Origin of the sequence: Streptomyces sp. NPDC021080 (assembly GCF_044333225.1) — a bacterium.
Taxonomy (GTDB): Bacteria; Actinomycetota; Actinomycetes; order Streptomycetales; family Streptomycetaceae; genus Streptomyces.
In genome coordinates, this window is record NZ_JBIRQM010000025.1 from 26,770 (window position 1) to 44,679 (window position 17,910).

14 protein-coding genes are annotated in these 17,910 nt (G+C 71.3%); 1 reads left to right on the forward strand and 13 read right to left on the reverse strand.

Translation table 11 applies throughout. The features are described 5' to 3' along the window. Positions 1-201: 201 nt before the first annotated feature. The 9 genes from ACH4S8_RS40340 to ACH4S8_RS40380 form a co-directional block, all read right to left on the reverse strand. Positions 202-1,416 (reverse strand): MFS transporter, encoded by a 1,215-nt coding sequence (locus ACH4S8_RS40340; RefSeq protein ID WP_398403444.1) that lies wholly within the window; start codon positions 1,414-1,416, stop codon positions 202-204. A 392-nt stretch (positions 1,417-1,808) separates the two neighbouring features. Continuing rightward, positions 1,809-3,881 carry a glycosyl hydrolase family 28-related protein gene (locus ACH4S8_RS40345; RefSeq protein ID WP_398403446.1) on the reverse strand — a complete coding sequence of 691 codons (2,073 nt, stop codon included), beginning with the start codon at positions 3,879-3,881 and terminating at the stop codon, positions 1,809-1,811. A gap of 622 nt (positions 3,882-4,503) precedes the next feature. Next, positions 4,504-7,269, reverse strand: coding sequence for a tetratricopeptide repeat protein (locus ACH4S8_RS40350; protein ID WP_398403448.1), 2,766 nt, complete (start codon positions 7,267-7,269; stop codon positions 4,504-4,506). Next, entirely contained in the window at positions 7,266-7,718 is a 453-nt protein-coding gene (locus tag ACH4S8_RS40355; RefSeq protein ID WP_398403450.1) for a hypothetical protein, read from the reverse strand. The genes ACH4S8_RS40350 and ACH4S8_RS40355 overlap by 4 nt, the downstream gene beginning before the upstream one ends. A 918-nt stretch (positions 7,719-8,636) precedes the next feature. Beyond that, a complete protein-coding gene (locus ACH4S8_RS40360; protein ID WP_398403452.1) occupies positions 8,637-9,023 on the reverse strand; it encodes a DUF5132 domain-containing protein in 387 nt (128 codons plus the stop codon). A gap of 48 nt (positions 9,024-9,071) precedes the next feature. Continuing rightward, positions 9,072-10,214, reverse strand: coding sequence for an alpha/beta fold hydrolase (locus ACH4S8_RS40365; protein WP_398403454.1), 1,143 nt, complete (start codon positions 10,212-10,214; stop codon positions 9,072-9,074). A gap of 149 nt (positions 10,215-10,363) precedes the next feature. Next, positions 10,364-11,113: a thioesterase II family protein gene (locus ACH4S8_RS40370; protein ID WP_398403456.1), complete on the reverse strand. Its 750-nt coding sequence runs from the start codon at positions 11,111-11,113 to the stop codon at positions 10,364-10,366. Positions 11,114-11,216: 103 nt separating this feature from the next. Further along, positions 11,217-11,624 (reverse strand): DUF5132 domain-containing protein, encoded by a 408-nt coding sequence (locus ACH4S8_RS40375; RefSeq protein ID WP_398403459.1) that lies wholly within the window; start codon positions 11,622-11,624, stop codon positions 11,217-11,219. Between the two features lie 129 nt (positions 11,625-11,753). Further along, complete coding sequence (locus ACH4S8_RS40380) at positions 11,754-13,514, reverse strand: DUF885 domain-containing protein (protein ID WP_398403461.1); 1,761 nt, start codon at positions 13,512-13,514, stop codon at positions 11,754-11,756. 442 nt (positions 13,515-13,956) lie between these two features. Between ACH4S8_RS40380 and ACH4S8_RS40385 the strand changes: the two genes are divergently transcribed. Beyond that, positions 13,957-15,297, forward strand: a complete 1,341-nt coding sequence (locus ACH4S8_RS40385) for an NAD(P)/FAD-dependent oxidoreductase (protein ID WP_398403463.1) — start codon at positions 13,957-13,959, stop codon at positions 15,295-15,297. Positions 15,298-15,439: 142 nt separating this feature from the next. On the opposite strand, the gene ACH4S8_RS40390 is transcribed toward ACH4S8_RS40385, so the two are convergent. Genes ACH4S8_RS40390 through ACH4S8_RS40405 form a run of 4 tightly spaced genes read right to left on the reverse strand, consistent with a single transcriptional unit; the run spans position 15,440 to position 17,909 of the window. Next, positions 15,440-15,628: a hypothetical protein gene (locus ACH4S8_RS40390; protein WP_329302740.1), complete on the reverse strand. Its 189-nt coding sequence runs from the start codon at positions 15,626-15,628 to the stop codon at positions 15,440-15,442. Positions 15,629-15,660: 32 nt separating this feature from the next. Further along, positions 15,661-16,404, reverse strand: coding sequence for an SRPBCC family protein (locus ACH4S8_RS40395; RefSeq protein WP_398403466.1), 744 nt, complete (start codon positions 16,402-16,404; stop codon positions 15,661-15,663). A 30-nt stretch (positions 16,405-16,434) separates the two neighbouring features. Beyond that, a complete protein-coding gene (locus ACH4S8_RS40400; protein WP_398403468.1) occupies positions 16,435-17,682 on the reverse strand; it encodes a cytochrome P450 in 1,248 nt (415 codons plus the stop codon). Positions 17,683-17,693: 11 nt separating this feature from the next. After that, the gene (locus ACH4S8_RS40405; protein WP_398403470.1) at positions 17,694-17,909 is read right to left on the reverse strand and encodes an MbtH family protein; all 216 of its coding nucleotides are present in this window, start codon (positions 17,907-17,909) and stop codon (positions 17,694-17,696) included. Position 17,910 lies beyond the last annotated feature (1 nt).

The following is a 17,910-nucleotide window of genomic DNA, read 5'->3' on the forward strand; positions in this document are numbered from 1 at the left end:
AGTGATCACGAAACGGACGCCCGCCGACTACATCAAAGCCCTGGGTTTCAGGCCGCCACGCGGACCGCACGAGTGCGCGGTCCGGCGGTGGAGGGCGTCGGCAAGCCCGAGTAGGTCCCGTCGGCCTGCCGGGCGCGCTGCCGGAACGCGCCGCTTCCGGTGGACCGGTCGGTCCGCGGTACGGACCCTCCGGTGGACCGGTCAGTCCGCCGTACGGACCCGCGTCTCCTGCTCGGCCACCGGTGAGGCCTGCGTGATCACTTCGGAGCGCCGTCGGCCCCGGTCCATGACACCGCCCGTGAAGGCGAGGCCCAGACCGGCCACGGCGAGCGCCGCGCCGACCAGGTTGGGCGCCGCCCAGCCCCAGCCGGCCGAGATGACCAGGCCGCCGAGCCAGGCGCCACCGGCGTTGGCGAGGTTGAAGGCCGAGTGGTTGGAGGCCGCCGCCATCGTCGGGGCGTTCTTCGCCTTGGCCATGAGCAGCATCTGGATCGGTGTGGTGATGAGGGAGCCCATCGCACCGATGAACGTGATCATCAGCAGGGCGGGCACGGTGCTGTGGACCGCGAAGTAGAACGCCACCAGGGCCGCGGCGAGCAGGATGAGGCCCCAGTACATCGTCGGGCGCAACGCGCGGTCGGTGAGCGGTCCGGCGATCAGGGTGCCGAGCGTCATGCCGACGCCGTAGAGCGCGAGGACCCAGGTGGTCGACGTGCCGGAGAGCCCGGTCAGGTGGGTGAGCATCGGTACGAGGTAGCTGTAGACGGCGAAGAATCCACCGAAGCCCACGACGGCCGTGGCCAGCCCGATGACGACCTGCTTGTTGCCCATGGCCCGCAGCTCGTGCCGGATGCCGGACTGGTCTCCGCGCGGCTGGTGGGGGACGAAGGCGGCCAGCGCGGCCAGCGCGACGAGGCCGATGACGGCGACCGCGCCGTAGGCGGAGCGCCAGCCCAGATGCTGTCCGAGGGCCGTGGCGGCCGGAACCCCGACGATGTTGGCGATGGTGAGTCCGAGGAACATCTTCGAGACGGCGCGTGCCGCCCGCTCCGGCGCGACCAGTCGCGAGGCGACGACGGCGCCGACGCCGAACAGCGCGCCGTGCGGCAGCCCCGCCAGGAAGCGGGCGGCGAAGAGCGTGCCGAAGTCGGGGGCGAAGGCGGACGCCGTGTTGCCGATCACGAACAGACCGGTCAGGAGCAGCAGCAGCCGCTTGTGCGGGACGCGCGCGCATATGCCCGTCAGCAGCGGCGCGCCGACGACGACACCGAGCGCGTACGCCGACACGACGTTGCCGGCGTGCGGTACGGACACACCGATCCCGTCGGCGATCTGGGGCAGCAGCCCCATCGTGGCGAACTCGGTCGTGCCGATGCCGAACGCGACGACGGCCAGGGCCAGCAGAGCCAAGGGCATGGTGCAGGAGAACCTTTCGGAGACAACGGGCCGGAGGCCAGGAGCGGGGCGGTGCGGACTCGTCCGCTCGGGGAGTGCAGCAATGGCGCCAAGGCATCCATTCCAAGATCGCCCCGCGATGTGCGGCATCGGGCCGGGCCCGGGCCCTCTGGCCGCGGCGGTCGGCCCCGGCCGGTGAGCAAGGATAGCTGCTGGGGCCACACATCCGTCCGGACAGGGACCACCGCCCGGACGCGCCACGAACCCCGGACCACGGACCACGGACCACGGACCACGGACTACGGACTACGGGCAGGGCTACGGGCAGGAGCTCGTACGACCGCACACCGCGACGGCGGCCGATGGGGATCGGCCGCCGTCGCCTGTGCGTGCCAGTCGGTGAGAGACGTTCCTCACCAAGGTGCCGGGGCCGGTGGCGGGACCACCGGCGGCCGGTCGTCGCAGGTGATGGTGTTCGGCAGTTCCCAGGACGCCAGCCAGGGGCCGGTCGTGCCGCCTCCGTCGTTGCCGCCGAGGTCGTCGACCGCGAATTCGGATCCGGAGGCCGGGAAATTGAACGCCCCGCAGTTGTTGATCCCGACCGCGCCGACGTTACGGACGTCCACGTTCTCGAAGGACGCCGAACCGGCGGAGCGGGCGCTGAGCACGGAGGTGCCGGTGCCGTCCACGCGGATGTCCTTGAAGCGGACGCCCCGGATCGCGTACTTGTCCTTCACCGGGAAGTCGGAGACGAGCATGACCGCGTTGTAGGTGTTGTCGAGGAAGTGGTCTCCGGTGACCTCGATGTCGGCGTCGATGTCCCGCTCCAGGGCGTAGAACCAGATGGCTCCGAGGCCGATCTTCCAGTTGAGCTCGAAGGGTCCCGAACGGACTGTCGTGTTGTCCGTGATCCGCAGGTGTCCGGTGAACGGCTGCGCACCGAACCGGGAGCCGACCTGGATGGCGCTGCCTTCCCTGACGGGGTCGGCTATGAGGTTGCCGGTGACCGTGTTGTCGGTGCCGCCGTAGAGAGCGATGCCGTTGGCGAGGACCGGGGTCTGCACGGTGTTGTGGGCGAAGACGTTGCGCGCGTCGCCGGTCTTCTCCGACCACATGGCCAGGCCGTCGTCGCCGGTGTTGCGGACGAAGGTGTCCGAGACGCTGGAGTCGGTGACACCGGTGTGGAAGTTGACGCCGTCGGCGATCTGGTCGGCGATCACGGTGCGGGTGACCCGCAGGCGGGTCATGGGGCCGTCGAACCACATGCCGACCTTGGTGTGGTGGAGGTAGAGGCCGTCGATCGTCGAGTCGCCGAGCGCCCCGCCGATGGCGTTGACCTGGTCGGTGTCGACACGTTCGCGTACGTCGCCCTCGACGGCGAAGCCCGACAGGTGGACGCCGTGGCTGCCGCCGTCCGCCGCGTCCTTGCCGTAGAAACCGACGCCGGTGTGGACCGAGCCGTCGGGGGCGGGGGTGTCGAGGGTGACCTGGTGCCCCTTGACGATCGTGTACCAGCTGCCGGCCCCGACGATCGTCACGTCGTCCACGACGATGTGACGGTTCACCTGGTACGTGCCCGGTGGCACGTAGACCTTGAGGTGCCGCTTCTTCGCGTAGGAGATGGCCCGGTCGAAGGCGTCGCCTGCCTCCCGCCGCCCGGTGGGGTCGGCCCCGAACGCGATGACGTTCACGGCGTGCTTCTCGACGTGCGGCGCGCCGACGAGTTGTGTGTCGAGCAGGTCGATCACGGTCCAGGCCGCGGTGCTGCTCTTGGGCGCGGTGAGGCGGACGGTGTCGCCGGCCGCGTACCGCTTGCCGAGCAGCAGCCGCTGTTCGTCGTAGAAGTGGCCGGGCCGGAACGGCTTGTCGACGGTGGGCGTTGGGGTGGTGGCGGCGGGAACGCATCCGCATTCGGTGATCCACCAGTCGGGGTGCAGCAGGTCGCCTTGAGGGGCGTTGCTGAACGGGTACTGGTTGTACAGCCAGGAGTACCGCGAGGTGAGCGTCATCGTCCTGTGGTGTCCGCCGTCCACGGAGACGTCGAGGGGCGCGGTGATGCCGCCGCCTTCGGGGGCGTCGGGGATGCTGTAGCGGACGGTGAGGGCGTTGGTGGCGCGCGGCAGGGTGAACTCGACGTACTGGCCCGGCTTCAGGCGCACCGCGGCGCGGCCGGACGCCTCGGAGGGCAGGGTGTAGGCGGTGCGGTCGGGGCCGATGACGGTGCCGTTCGTCGGCGCGCTTTCCGCCTCCTGTTCGGCGAAGTCCACCGTGGCGCCGCGCCCGGCTACGAGGGCGGGATCGAGCCCGGCCCGGGTCACCGCCGGGGCGCCGACGCCGCCACCGTGCCCCGGGGCCGCCGGGGCCGGAGCTCCGAGTCCGAGTACGAGTCCGGCGGCGGCCGCGGTCAGCGCCACGACCGTCCGGGCCGGTCTTCGCGCACGGCCCCGGTCCCGCTCGGCAGCCGCGTGGAGGGTGTGTCGCGCCATCGGAGTCTCGTTTCTTCAGGAGCGGAGGACACCGAGGGCAGCTCGGTGCGCGGCGGCACGGCGGTCAGGAGCCGTGCCGCTGCGTACCGGGACATTAGGGCGCGGCAGAACGACCGACAAGACGTCGGACACACATTTCCATCCATCAGTACAGATCCTGCAAGCCATAGTCGATTTCTTGCAGAGAGGTCTTACCCTCCGAGCAGACCGCCCTCACCACCGGACCGGACACTCCGGAATCCAGCCGCAGATCGTGATCACGAGTCGAGTCGTCGCGGCAGTGGCCGTGGGGCTCATCGCTCATTACGAGGAAAGGCTTACTGCCCGCCGAGTCGGAGTACAGCGACGACGTACAGGCTCCCGGACACCGTCAGAGGCAGAGGGGCCAGAAGATCTGCTGCCCATGAATCGAACGCCGGCACTCCTGCGTGACCGTCACGAAATGTGGGCCACAGCCCGAAGCTGCACACCGCGGTCTGCTCCGGCAAGGTCACTTCGCCGCCGCGCAGCAGGCCATCGTCACCGACTGGACGACCGCGCTCAGCCGCCTCGGCCTGATCTGAACAGATACCACCGCAGGCCCGGGCCCCCGCCATGACGGTCGGCGGCCGGGGCGCGGCGGTCAGAGGGTGTGGGCCTCAGCGAGGTAGCCCGAGACGGCCTGGGTGGTGGGGTGGTCGGGGCCGAGCGTCTTGGTGAGACCGTCGATCGCAGTTTCGTAGAGGGCGATGGCGCGGTCCAGGTCCCCGTCGGCCTGGTGCAGCCGGGCCAGGCCGCTGAGCGTGGTGAGGGTTTCGAAGTGGTTCGCGCCCAGCACCTGGGTGCGCCGGTCCAGTGCGGTGGTGAACAGCTCTCGGGCCCGGTCGAGGTCTCCCGCCTCCCGCCAGGCGGCGGCCAGGTTGTGAAGGTGGCGCAGGGCATCGGGACTGTCCGGCCCGGAGAGACGTTTTTGGCTGGTCAGCGCCTCCTCAAGCTGGGGGACGGCTGCCGCGGCGTCCCCCATCCGTAGGTGGCAGACCGCCAGGTTGGCCAGGGTGAGCAGGGTCGCGGGATGCCCGCTCCCGAGGACCTCACGGCGCTGTCCGAGGGTGGTCTCGAACAGCTCGACTGCCTGCTCCAGCTCCCCGGCGGACTCGTGGGCCGAGGCCATCATGTTCCGGCTCACCAGGGTGTCGACGTGGGTCCGGCCCAGGATCTGCTCGCGTTGGACCAGCGTCTTTCCGCACAGTTTTAGCGCGGTGTCGATCTCACCGTTCGTCAGGTGCAGGTTGGCAAGGTTGCTCTGGCTCAGCAGGGTGTCTGGGTGGTCCTCGCCCAGGATCGCCACCCGCCGCTCCAACACGTCCCGGTAGATGTCGGACGCTTCGTCGAGCCGACCGGCCGACTCCAGGGCGTAGCCCAGGTTGCCGAGACAGTCCACGGTGGTCGGGTGCTCACGCCCAAGGACGTCGGTCAGCTCGGCAAGTACCGCACGGTAGAGCGCGACCGATTCCTCGTACCGGCCGACGCTCTCATACGCCCCGGCAAGGTTGTTCCGCACCGAGGCCGCGCTCGGTATCGGCGGGGTCAGATCGTGCTCCCGGCGGACCAGGCGCTCCGGGTGCCGGAGCAGGTCCTCGTAGATCTCGATCGCCTGCTTGGGACGGCCACTGTCCTCGTACGCCAGGGCAAGGCCGTTGCGCAGGGTCAGGGTCCGGGCGTGCTCCGGGCCAAGGTGCTCGGCGGCGACAGCGGCGGCATCGATGAACTCCTCGACGGCGGAATCGAATCGGCCGCTGTCGTGGTGGGCGGAGGCAAGGTTGGCCCGGATGTTCAGGGCGGTGAGGTTGCCCGGGCCGAGTGCCCGGATGCTCCGCTCGCGAAGTTCTTCCAAGACCTCGACCGCTTCGCCGAGCTCGCCGGCCGCCGCTAGAGCGGAGGCGAGCGCGTTGCAGCCGATCAGGGCGATCCGGTGGTCGGGGCCGAAACCCGCCACGACCTGCTGCGAGTACGCCCGCAAGACCGGGAGGGCCCGGACGGTCTGGCCCTGGCCGCGCAGGTGCAGCGCGGTCTCGGCGAAGAGCCTGACCAGGTCCGGGCGGTAGGCCCCGGAGTCAGTGCCGGAGAGGGCGATCACATGCGGTGCGAGCAGGGCGAGTTGGGCCTGGTCCGGGGCGGCCTCGGTCCCGTCCGGATACACGGCTTCGAGCAGGACGCGCTCGGCCTGGGGCCGACCGCGTGGCGGCGCAGGGACGCTGCCCTCGGCCGCCTCCCGACCGGCTCGCCGGATCGCCCCGTCCCGCACCACGGTCTGCACCAGACGGTGGACGGAGACCGTCTCGTGAGTGAGGGCGACCATGCTGAAGCCGTTCAGCCGCCCCAGGGCACTGACCACCGGGAGCTTGCCAGGGGCGAGCGGGGCCAGCAGAGGCCGGGGGCAGCTGTCGGGGTCAAGCCAGGCCAGGACGTGGAGCAGCTCGACGGCCAGCGGGTCCGTCTCCTCCAACATGGCGAGGGTGAGCTTCCAGACCCGGGCCACCGTCTGCTCCTCGCCGGAGTGGTCCTGGGCGGCCTCGTCCAACTGCTCGGCGAGGCTGTCGCGGTAGAACTGGATGCTGGTCTGGGTCTGGGCCATGTAGGCGGCGGCCTGTTCCAGGGCCAGCGGCAAGTCGCCCAGTTCCTTCGCGAGCCGGCCCGCGTGCCACTCCTCCTCCAGGGAGCGGAAGGGCTCCCAGGCGTTGAGCAGCGCGACGGAGTCGGTGCGCGGTAGGACGTCCAGGCCGATCAGTGCCACCCGGCGTTTCCACCCGGTGGCGTGGCGGCTGGTGATCAGATGGTGCCCGCGCCCGAGGTCGCCCAGGTGCTGCCAGATCAGGTTCGGGTCCTCGACGTTGTTGTAGACCAGCAGCCAGTTGTCGTGCCGCTGGAGCCAGGACAGGGCCCAGGCGGTGAGCGCGCGCTCGGACGGCCGGGTGCCGACCCAGAACGGATTCAGCCGGACCGCGATGTCGGCGAGGGCGGCGTTGATGGCCCCGGGGCCGGCGGCATCGATCCACCAGGCCAGGTCGTAGGCGTGCCGGTGGGTCTGGGCGTACTGCACGGCCAGCTCGGTCTTGCCGATGCCGCCCAGGCCATGCACCACCACGACCGGGATGTGGACGCCGCCGGTGAGCCCGAGCAGCGCGGTCCGGATCGCTGCCAGCTCCTCCGCCCGGCCGGTGAAGGTCGTCTTCGGTGGGCGCAGGCGGGATTCGCCGCAGGCCTCGGTGTCGGCAGCCGAGCGGATTGCCGTCGGCGGGAGCACCGTGACATGGGTGGTCATCGGGGCGTAGTTGTCCCGGCCGACGGCCATCGACCCGAGACCAGCGGCGTACGCCGCGTAAGAGTCGGGTGTCTGAGGATCCGTCATTCGGAGCCTGCCAGGGACGTGGGGGTGAACGGCGTGGGCGTCGTGTTGACGTTGGTGGTGAGTGCGCCGTGGTTGTTCCTGCCGACGGCGATCCCACCCCTCTCGGCCGTGACCGTCACAACCGGGGCCGTGGCCGCGGCCGGGGGCAGCAGGGCGGCCAGCTCCGCCAGCAACTGCGGGTCGGATTTCAGGGCAAGCCTGATCTGGTAGCGCAGCGCACCCATCGCGTCCTCGCCGCCTGGCCGGGCCGCGTCGTCGAGGGACCTCTCCAACTCGGCCTGCTGGTCGGGGCTCCTGCGACGCCAGACCGCGCTGATGATCCGCTGCCCCAGGCTTACGGTCGCATCGGCCGCCGCGTCCTCGGCCCTCGTCAGCACCGCGGTGCCGTAGGCGCTCACGGCGGAGGCGACGGCCGGACCGGCCAGCGACATGAACGTCTCGGTGTCCATGATCCCCCCTAACTCCCCATGATCGCGCCGGAGATGCGCCATCACCCCGCAGCGTACGGACGCCGAGCGGGGAGGGTGGGAAAAGAGCCGGGTGGGTGCCAGGTGGCCACCGCTTGTGGTAGCCGAAGCTGCAAGAGTTGTCGATCGGACTGAGTTCGGTGGGGATGCCCTTCCTACAGGTCGGAGCGGGCCAGAGTGGTGGTGAGGGCCGGGCCGTCGGCGAGCAAGGTGACGCTGGCGGTGTAGGCGGACCAAGCGGTGGGGCGGGCGTCGGAGTCGGTGAGACAGCGCCAGGTGCCGTGCCATCATCTGGCCTCAGTACCGGCTCCGACCGGTCGATAGCCCGGTACGGACGCCGATCGGCTCGGAGTCGAGCAGGCCTTCGGTGTCCATCGCCGACGCGACTTCGGTGGCCGACGGGAGGGAGGGACCTTCGCGGCCCTGGCGGTTGAGCCGTGCTTCCGTCCGGGCATGGAGGCGGGGAAGGGGCGTGCGGGACGGTCTCGACGTACCCCTCGTGTGTCTCGGCCGCCGGACGCGGCGGGCGCTGTCGGGCCGGTGCCGGAGGCGAATGGGGGACGGCCCATGCCTCGGCGCGGGCGTCGAGGCATGGGCAGTGGTGAGGCCCCGGTGGGCGAGGCCCCGCCGGGGGTTCGGCTCCGGTCCGGAGAGCGAACGCAGTTGGACGTCAACTCCGTGAGGGGCCGCCCGCCTTGCGGATGGCCTCGTACGCGTCACGGATTCTGTCGGTTCGTCGGGCTCGGTCGCCCCGGACCAGAGTATTCCGGCGCAGACCGCCTCCACTGCCCGTCGCGGAGTCCGCCGCGAATGTGCAGGGTCTCCTGCCCGCGGTGCAGTTACTCGGCGAGGCCGAGGTCGACGGACTTCAGCCGGCCGTGGCCGTGGCACCGTGCGCCGTCACCTCATCGCCGGCTCCACATCACCTGTGCGAGCCGAACTCGCCATCTTCTCGGCAGCCGCAAGGGCGGTGAGGCCCTGGATCTCCTCCCCGGCCTCGATGACTGCACGCTTGACTTCAAGGGTCAGGCCGACCGACGTCTTGATGACGCCTCGCACCAGCGGTTTCGCCACTCTTTTGGCCAGGGGGGCCGCAATCACGCCGACGAGGAAGGGAGGAACAGCAGGGAGCATGTGTGAACCCTCTTCTTGTGTGCACAGCACGACTGCCGACGCCGCACGAGCCGATACCGTCCGGCCGACAAGGCTGGGCAGGAATGTCACCCCCACCAAAAACACGATAGTCGGACCTCGGCCGATGCGCCCGTAGACGCCGGCGCCGTTCATTCGGTCGGGTGGAAGCCCGCCGGAGCGGGCCGCGGCTGCGCAAGGGGATCAGAACGGCTTCGACGCCCCCGGCCCGCACTGGTCCAGCAGCGAGTCCACCACCTGCACGACGAAGTCGGGTACGCGATCCGGGAAGTCGTGGCCCGTTCCCTCCGGGGTGTAAACCCTCCGTCCCCTGCTGGAGGCCGCGAGGAACCGTTCTCTCACGGTGAGGAAGAAGTGCCGGAGCCGGGCGCTCTCCTCAGGATCGTCGACCGCGTCGAAGATCTCGCCACCGCCCGTCAGATCGCGTGGCGCCACGAGGAGGAGGGGCAGCGAGCCGAGCTCGCCGTCGTGTACGGCCGTCTGCCAGCCGTCTCTGGTGATGCCGTCCGGCGACAGCTCTCGCAGGATCGATGCCGCGGCGCAGCTCGCCTTGGTCCTGAGCTCGATCATGGCGAGAACCTGCGCCGGGTCGTCGGAGGTGTGTGTCTCCTCCTTGCCCGCGAGAGGGTGGAGGCCGAAGAGGTGCCGCAGCGCGAGGGCGGTCTGGTCCCTCGGGGCGCGTCGCAGGGCCGGAAGCGCCGGGCCGAAGGCGACGGCATCGGGCGGGGTGGGATCGAGCAGTACCAGACCGGCCACCAGGTCAGGGCGGCGTCTGGCGGCGTTGGCCATGAGCAGTCCCCCGAACGAGTGCCCCACGAAGACGTAGGGCCCCTTTTCACCGGCCCGTTCCAGCGCCGTGAGCAGTTCGACGGCTTCTGCCGCCGTCGTGCGCGGGAACGGGCCCGGGTCGCTCCAGCCGGACCCCGGACGGTCCACCAGGACCGAACGCATCTGTTCCCGCGCCAGCACGTGCAGCCGGTACATGGCGTATCCGCCGGCATGGCCGCCCGGCATCCAGACCACCGTGGGCCTCGGTCCGGCGTCTCCCTCGGCCAGGACATGCATGCGGTGGCCGCCCACGTCGACCATTCGTCCGGGTGGCGGATACCTCACGCGTATCCGGCCCACATGCACCAGATGGCGGAACGACCCGAGACCGAGTGCGAGGGCCACGGCCCACAGCGCGCCGCCGAGAATCCGCCGGCCGGTACCCCTGGACGCACACCGCGCACCCGCGGCCGCCGGCAGCAGGGCGATGCCCAGCCCGGCCCAGTCCCGGCTGAGCAGCCGGAGTATCGCGTCGGCGGCACGTCTTCCCGGTCGCATGGTCCCTTCTCCGTCCCAGCCTTCGCGGCCGCTGCCGGGGACACCGCACGTCTCAGCGACCGTTACGACCATCGTCCCCTGGGAACCCCGCGGGCGCCATGCGCGGTGCCGGGACCCCGCCTTCCGTCACAGCCGGGCAGCCACCGAGGTCACACGCGCGCAAGGCGTGCTGCCACGTCCGTGACCACTTCGGCTTCCTGGGCTGCGAGGTAGAAGTGATCCCCGGGGAACGGGCACAGCTCGAAGGAGCCCGGGGCGGTGAGGCCGGACCAGGCGAGGACCCCGTCGAGCGCGCAACTCGGATCGTCCTGGCCTACGTACGCGGTGATCGGCGCCTTGACCGGAGCCGGATTCGGGGGGTGGTAGCCCTCGATCAGCCGGTAGTCCGAACGGAGGGCGGGCAGCAGCAGGTCACGCAGCTCCGGGATGTCGTAGGCCTGCGAGTGCAGGTCTCCGAGCTGCCGGACGTGGGTGATCAGGGTTTCGTCGTCGGCGTCGTGCAGCGCGACGCGTTCGGCCCACCCGGGGGCTTCGTGTGCGGAGACCAGCAGGTGCTCGGGAACGATGCCGCGGGTCTCCAGCCGCAGGGCCACCTCGTAGGCGACGCAGGCGCCCATGCTGTGTCCGAAGAGCGCCAGCGGCCGGTCGAGCCAGGGCCGCAGTGCGTCCTCGATCGTGTCGGCCAGGGTGGCCATGTCCTCGATGCAGGCTTCCGCGAGCCGGTCCTGGCGGCCGGGGTACCGCACGGCGAGCACCTCGACGTCCCCCGGCAGCAGCGCGGGCCAGCCGTGGAACAGCTGTGCCGTGCCGCCGGCGTGCGGGAAACACACCAGTCGGATCCTGGGGTCCGCCGCACGCCGGTGAACACGGAACCACTTCTTCGCGTCGGTCGCAGACATCCGACCTGCCTCCATCAGGGTGTCGTGATGGCCGATACGGCGCAGCCCACCATGGCGCCGGCGGCGCGGCGGTCGCATGCGAGAGACCGGTCGGCCGGCGGGCTCAGTGCGCCTTGGCGGTGGTCGAATCGGCGCGACGGACCTTGGTGGCGGCCGAACCGGCGCCACGGGCCTTGCCGACGGGCTTGGTCTGACGGCCGGTCCGTCCTTCGTGGGCCTTTGCCGCTGCGGGCGCCGGCTCGGCGGCCGCTCCGGCCCGGCCCGCGAGGCCGTCCTCCGGGGCGCCGACGCCGTGTCCGGCTTCCGGTGCCGTCCGGGCCGCGCGCACCTCGGCAGTCGCCTCGGCAGCGAGGTCATGGATTCCCTCGCCGGCTTCGTGGACGGCTCTCTTGACCTCGATTCCGAGGCCCACCGACGCTTTGACGACCCCTCGCACCAGGGGCTTGCCCAGCCTCTTCACCAGGGATGCGGCGAGCAAACCGATCAGGAAGGGAGGTACTACAGGCGGCATGGCACAACATCCTTCTCTTCTGTCGAGGAGATGATGATCAGACGGACACACTCCGCTTCAGCGGACCCGCCCCCTCCATCACAGAGAGTATCCAAGGACGGGTGAGCGGCTACCAATTCCCTGTGGCCTTCACTCATTCGAGTAGAGCGGCTTTCCCTGGAAGCCTGTCCGGCCGTGTGCCCCGTGCATTTCTCTCTCCACCCGTCGGCGCAGGGCGGGAAACGGCAGTGTGCCGCCGGCCAGCACGGTCTCGTGAAAGGCGCGCACGTCGAACGCGGCGCCGGCGCCGCGTTCGCACGCTGCCCGCAATGCCGTGAACTCCGCATGACCCGCCCGGTACGTCAGCGCCTGCCCCGGCAGATCGGTCGCGTAGCGCAACGACTCGGTCGTGATCTGCCGTTCGGACTCGGCCGCCGCGTGGGCCCGCATGAAGGTGCGCGCCTCCTCCAGCGTCATCGTCCCGAGGTTGAGGCCGGTGTCGACGACGAGGCGCTGCGCGGTGAACCGTTCATGGGCCAGCCGTCCGTACGCGTCCCACGGGTCGTCGTACAGCCCCATCTCCCAGGCGAGCCCTGCCGCGTACTCCGCCCAGCCCTCCTCGAACCCGCTGAAGGCCGTCAGTTCGCGTCGCAGGTCGGGCAGCGCGGTGTTCTCGGCCTGGCGGGCGAGGTGGAAGTGATGTCCGGGCGACAGCTCGTGGTAGATGAGCGCGGCCGCGCCGAGCAGTGACCGGTGTGCCAGGTCCGAGGCGTTGTAGCGGTAGCGTCCCACCGGTTGCGCGGCGGTCGGCGGTTCGTAGTAGCCGAACGTCATCGACCCCTCCAGCGCCGGGTCGAGGCGGGCCACGTCGTAGGGGGCGCGGGGCAGGACCGCGAACCAGCGCGGCAGCAGCGGCGCGAGGCGGTCGAGGTGTCCGCGGTAGCGGGCTTCGACCTCCTCCGGGGTGGCGGCGTACAGGCGCGGCTCGGTCGCGAGCCGTTCGTTGAACTCCGCCTCCGTCCCCGCGAAACCGAGCGTGTCGCGCATCTCCCGCATCCGCTCGCCGAGTTCGCGGCAGTGCTCCCGGCCGAGTTCGTGGAGGCGTTCGGGTGGTGTGTCGCCGGACGTGTACGTCCTGACGAAGGCGCGGTACGCCGCCTCGCCTTCCGGGTAGCGGGCCCAGCCGACGGCCTGCGGTGCCCGCCGGAGGTAGTCCGGGTCGCCCACGAGGGCGACGAGACGGTCGAACGCCGGCTCCAGTTCGGTGGCCACGAGCCGCTCGACCGTGTCCCGCAGGTGCCCCCGGCTCGCCGCGTCGAGCCGGATGAGTCGCTCGGCGTCCGCCCGGACGTGCCCTGCCGACGAGGCCCGCAGACGGGTGAGCGTGGTGTGGACGCCGGTCAGGGCCGGAGCGGGGATGTGAAAGCCCCGCTCCGCCTGCCCGGCGACCTTGTCGCCGATCGTCGCGACGCAACGGGCCAGGTCCCCTACGAGGGTCACGTACCGGTCCACGTCGGCCCGGTGCTCGAAGCGGAACGGGCGGAAGACGGTGTCACCGTACTGCTGGAGGCGGAAGAGCTGGTACGGCGTGGCGGTGGGGGTGAGCCAGTGGAAACGTCCCGCCTCCGCTTCCTGTTCGGCCAGTGCCTGCAGGAAGCCCGCCGTGTCGGCGGCGGGACCGGACAGCTCCGCCGGTCGCAGCGCACGGAGCTGGTTCAGCACCCCTGCCGCGAACCCGGCGCGTTCGTCGGCCTCCCCCGCGGACACCCCCGGCAGCGACTCGACCGGCAGCCCGCGGCGCGTGCGCAGCGACGGCTCGCGCGCGAGCAGGAAGTCCCAGTACGAGGTCGCGAGCCGGTCGATCTCTCGCGCCGTCGAGCCGTCCGGGGAGCCCCCTGGATTGATGACCATGGCGCCAGTGTGCGGCTTGAGGTGACGCAGCGTCAGCAACGAGGCCGTGGGCCGCGCGTCGGGCGGCCTCACTCGGACGGGGGGGAAACAGTCCCGCGTGTTCGGGTCCGGCCCGGGAAGGCCCAGCCGGCGCCGTCGATCGCGATGGCACGATGAGCGCCATGCACCGCCGAACCGTGTCGTCCCCCAGGGCTCGGTCGATCGCGACGCCGGTTGCGCCGACCGGCTGCCGCTTCCGTCCCCGCTGCCCCGTCGGGCCGGACCGGCATCCCGGACGGGACGTCTGCGCCGCGCGGGACCCGCAGCCGGACGCGGCCGGTCGGCCGCATCGCGCCGCCCGCCCCTTCCCGTACCGCGCCGACGACCGTCCGCCCCGGTCCGGTCACGTTCCCCCGGACGCGCAGGGTGACCGGACTCCGCGACCCTCCGAGGAGAGGCCGTCATGACGGCCGGGGAAGCGGACACGCCTCCGTCCGGCGCGGACGCGGTCGTCGTGGGGGCCGGCGTGATCGGTGCCGCGGTGGCACTGGAACTGGCGCGCACCGGTCGGCGCGTCGTGGTCGTCGACAAGGCCGACGGCGTCGGCCACGGATCCACCGGCGCGTCGAGCGCGATCATCCGTTTCGACTACTCGACCTGGGACGGTGTCGCCACCGCCTGGGAATCCCGGCACTGCTGGGCACGGTGGGCGGAGCACCTGGGCACCGTGCGCGGCCCTGGTCTGGCGGCGTTCCGGCGGACCGGAGCGGTGCTCCTCGACGCACCGGGCTCCGGAACGTCCGAGGTCGTCGCGCTGTTCGAGCGTGCCGGTGTGCCGTACGAGCGCTGGGACGCCGCGACGCTGCGCAGCCGGGTCCCCGGTATCGACGCGGGACGCTACGGACCTCCCAGGTCCCTGCTCGACGATGCCTTCTTCTCCGGCCCGGAGGGAGAGCTCGGCGCGCTGTTCACCCCCGACGCGGGCTTCGACGACGGTCCACAGCTCGCGGCACAGAATCTCGCGGACGCGGCGGCCCGCGTCGGGGCGCGTTTCCTCTTCCGGCGCGCGGTCGTCGGTGTGCTGCGCGGCGAGGACCGGGTGGCGGGCGTCCGGCTCGCCGACGGCACCGCGATCACGGCACCGGTGGTGGTCAACGCCGCCGGGCCCTGGTCGGGCGGGTTCAACCGGCTGGCCGGGGTCGGGGCCGAGTTCACCGTGGGGGTGCGCCCGCTGCGCCAGGAGGTCCACCAGGTGGCCGCGCCGGTCCGTCGAAGCGACGGGGCCGCCTCGGGCTCGGGCGGCACCGGGACCGGGACCGGGACCACGTTCGGCCTGATCGTGGCCGATGTCGACCTCGGGACCTATCTGCGCCTCTCCGGCGGACACGTCCTCATCGGCAGTACGCTGCCCGCCTGCGACCCCAGGGAGTGGCTCGACGATCCCGACGAGTGCAACCCGCACCCGACGCCCGCCCGGTTCGAGACCCAGGTGACCAGGGCAGCCCGCCGGTTCCCGCTCCTCGGTGTTCCGAACCGGCTGTCCGGCGTCGCCGGTGTCTACGACCGCACCGATCTGGCCGGCTTCTACGTCGCCATGGGCACGAGCGGCAACCAGTTCAAGAACGCTCCCCTGGCGGGCCGGTTCCTCGCCGCCCTGGTCGACCGTGTCGAGGCCGGCCACGACCACGACCGCGATCCGCTGCGGTACACGGGGGAACACACCGGCGTCGTCGTCGACCTGGGTGCCTTCTCCCGCAGACGGCCCCTGGCCGAGGGTGCCGCCTCTCGAACCGTCATGGGCTGACGTCCTACGCGGGCATGAGTCCGCGCAGCGGTGCCGGAGGAGCGCGTATGACGTTCCCGGCCACGGGTGTCCGCTCACGGGGCCGGTGCCGTACGGCAGTTCATGTGCCGGACGGCACCCGCCCCGTGCAGCCGGAAGCGATCTACCAGCGGCCGCGTGCCGACGCCGAGCCGAGCTTGGAGCTCAGCACCGACAGGAGTACCGGGAGCCTGGCCACCGCGGATTCGGGAACCGGGGTGACCTGGACCGTGTCCCGCACCACGTCCTGCACCACGAGTTTGTAGGTGCCGTCTTCCTCGACGAGTTCGGCGGCGTAGAGCAGTGTTTCCACCAGGGGTCCTTCGGTCGTGTCGTACGGCGGGTTCAGGCGCCGTTGAGCCAGGCGTTCCAGGCCTTGGTGGCCAGCTCTTCGTCCGTGTCCTCGGCGAACAGGTGGTGGCCCAGCCAGATCGGCCAGTTCCAGGAGCTGCCATTGAAGAACCGGTACAGCGCGTCCGGGCCCCGCAGGCCGACGAAGTCGGGGCTCAGCCAGTCCACGACCACCTCCGTCGGGCCGCCGTCCGTACCCGGGAGGTCGAGCGACAGCCGGTCGCCGACGGCCGCGTCGTCGTCGAGGCCGAGGCGCCGGCGCAGGGCGGCGAAGTCGGCGGGGTCGCCGGTGGGCTCGGCGCGGGCGGCCCTGACGTAGACGGCGGGGCGGCCGGCGAAGTACCTCAGGTACTCGGGGAGGGAGTGCTGGTAGAAGTCGACGTGCTTCTCGGACGCGTCCGCCTTGGTGTCCCAGTTCCAGGTGTCGTCGACGACGCCCGTGTGCACCCAGTGGATTCCCATCCGCAGGTGACTCGTGCCGCCGTCGGCCGGCTCGATGCGGTAGGTGAGCGTGTTGGAGAACCCGCCGTCCTGGGTCGCCCGGACCGCGAAGTGGTGCGGCGGCTCCCACGCCACGACGGTGCTGTCGCTGCGCGTGACCTTTCCGCCGACGCGCGGCTCGACCTCCATCGGGTACAGCCAGCCGAGGTTGCCGGCGCCGGTGGCGACCGCGTCCCAGACCTGTTCGGGCGTGGCGGGCAGGTCCTGTTCCCGGCGGACCTCGAACTCTCGGGCCATGGTCACTTCTCCTTCGTCGTCGTTCAGGTGTCAGTAGGTGAGCGGAAGTACGGTGAGCCGCCGTTGCAGCGGGTTGGGCCGCCAGTCGAGTACCGCGTCGTCGGCGAGCCGCAGGTGCGGGAGCCGGCGGACCAGCGTGCCGACGGCCACCTCCGCCTGGAGCTTGGCCAGCGGGCCGCCGAGGCAGAAGTGCGGGCCGTTGCCGAAGCTGAGGTGCCGGTTGCCGGGGCGGGTCAGGTCGAGCCGGTCGGGGTCCTCGAAGCGCTCGGGGTCCCGGTTGGTCGCGGCGAGGAACAGGTAGGCCAGCTCGCCCTCGCGCAGCGTCCGCCCGCCGATCGCGATGTCCTCGGCGGCGACCCGGACGATCGCCTGGGTCGGCGTGTCGTAGCGGGCGAGTTCCTCGACGGCCGGGCGGATCAGCGCCGGGTCCTCGCGCAGCCGGGCCAGTTGGTCGGGGTGGCGCAGCAGGGCGAGCATGCCGTTGCCGACCAGGTGGGTGGTGGTCTCGTCGCCGGCGGTGATCAGGACGAAGCAGGTGGACAGCAGCTCGGAGTCGGTGAGCCGGTCGTCCTGCGCCTGGGTGGCGACCAGGGCGCTGATGAGGTCGTCGCCGGGGTCGGCCCGGCGGCAGCGGACGAGCCGGGCGAGGTACTCCTCGTACTGCTCGATCGCCGCCTCGGACTTGTCGATGTCCTCGCTGAGCCGGCCGAAGCGGTGGAACCAGGTCTTGACCTGCGGGAGGTCCTCGGCCGGGATGCCGAAGAGCTCGCAGACGACGGACATCGGCAGCGGGGAGGCGACCGCCTCGATCAGGTCCATGGACGGCCCCGCCGCGACCGCCTCGTCGATCAGCCGGTCGACGATCCGCTGGATGCCCTCGCGCAGGGCTTCGACGCGCCGGGCGGTGAAGGCGCGGTTGGCGAGTTTGCGCAGCCGGGCGTGGTCCGGCGGGTCGGTGTTGCTCATCACCCGGCCGAGCCGGTCGGTGAGCCGGCTGAAGGCCTTGAGGTCGCCGCCGAGCGCGCTGTAGGCGCGGGTCATCCGGTCCCGGTCGTTGGAGAGCCGCAGGTCGCCCAGGGCCGCCTCGACGTCGGCGTACCGGGTGAGGTACCAGATGCCCTGGGCGCTGCGGTGGACCGGGTCCTCGCGGCGCATGCGGGCGTAGAACGGGTACGGGTCCCGGCGGGCCTCGGGCGTGAGCAGGGCCGCGGCGAGGTCGTCGGACCGGGCGAGGCCCGCGCCGGTGCGGGCCTCGTCGGTGGTGTCGGTCAGGTTCACTGCGAGCCGCGCTACCGTTGGGCGTTCATGGCGTCGGCGAGGCTCTTGGGCCGCATGTCGGTCCAGGACCGCTCGACGTACTCCAGGCAGGCGGCGTGGGTGTCGGGTCCGTGGGCGGTGTTCCAGCCGTCGGGGACGTCCGCGAACTGCGGCCACAGCGAGTGCTGGTTCTCGTCGTTGGTGAGCACGAGGAAGGTGCCGTCCTGGTCCTCGAACGGGTTGGTCATG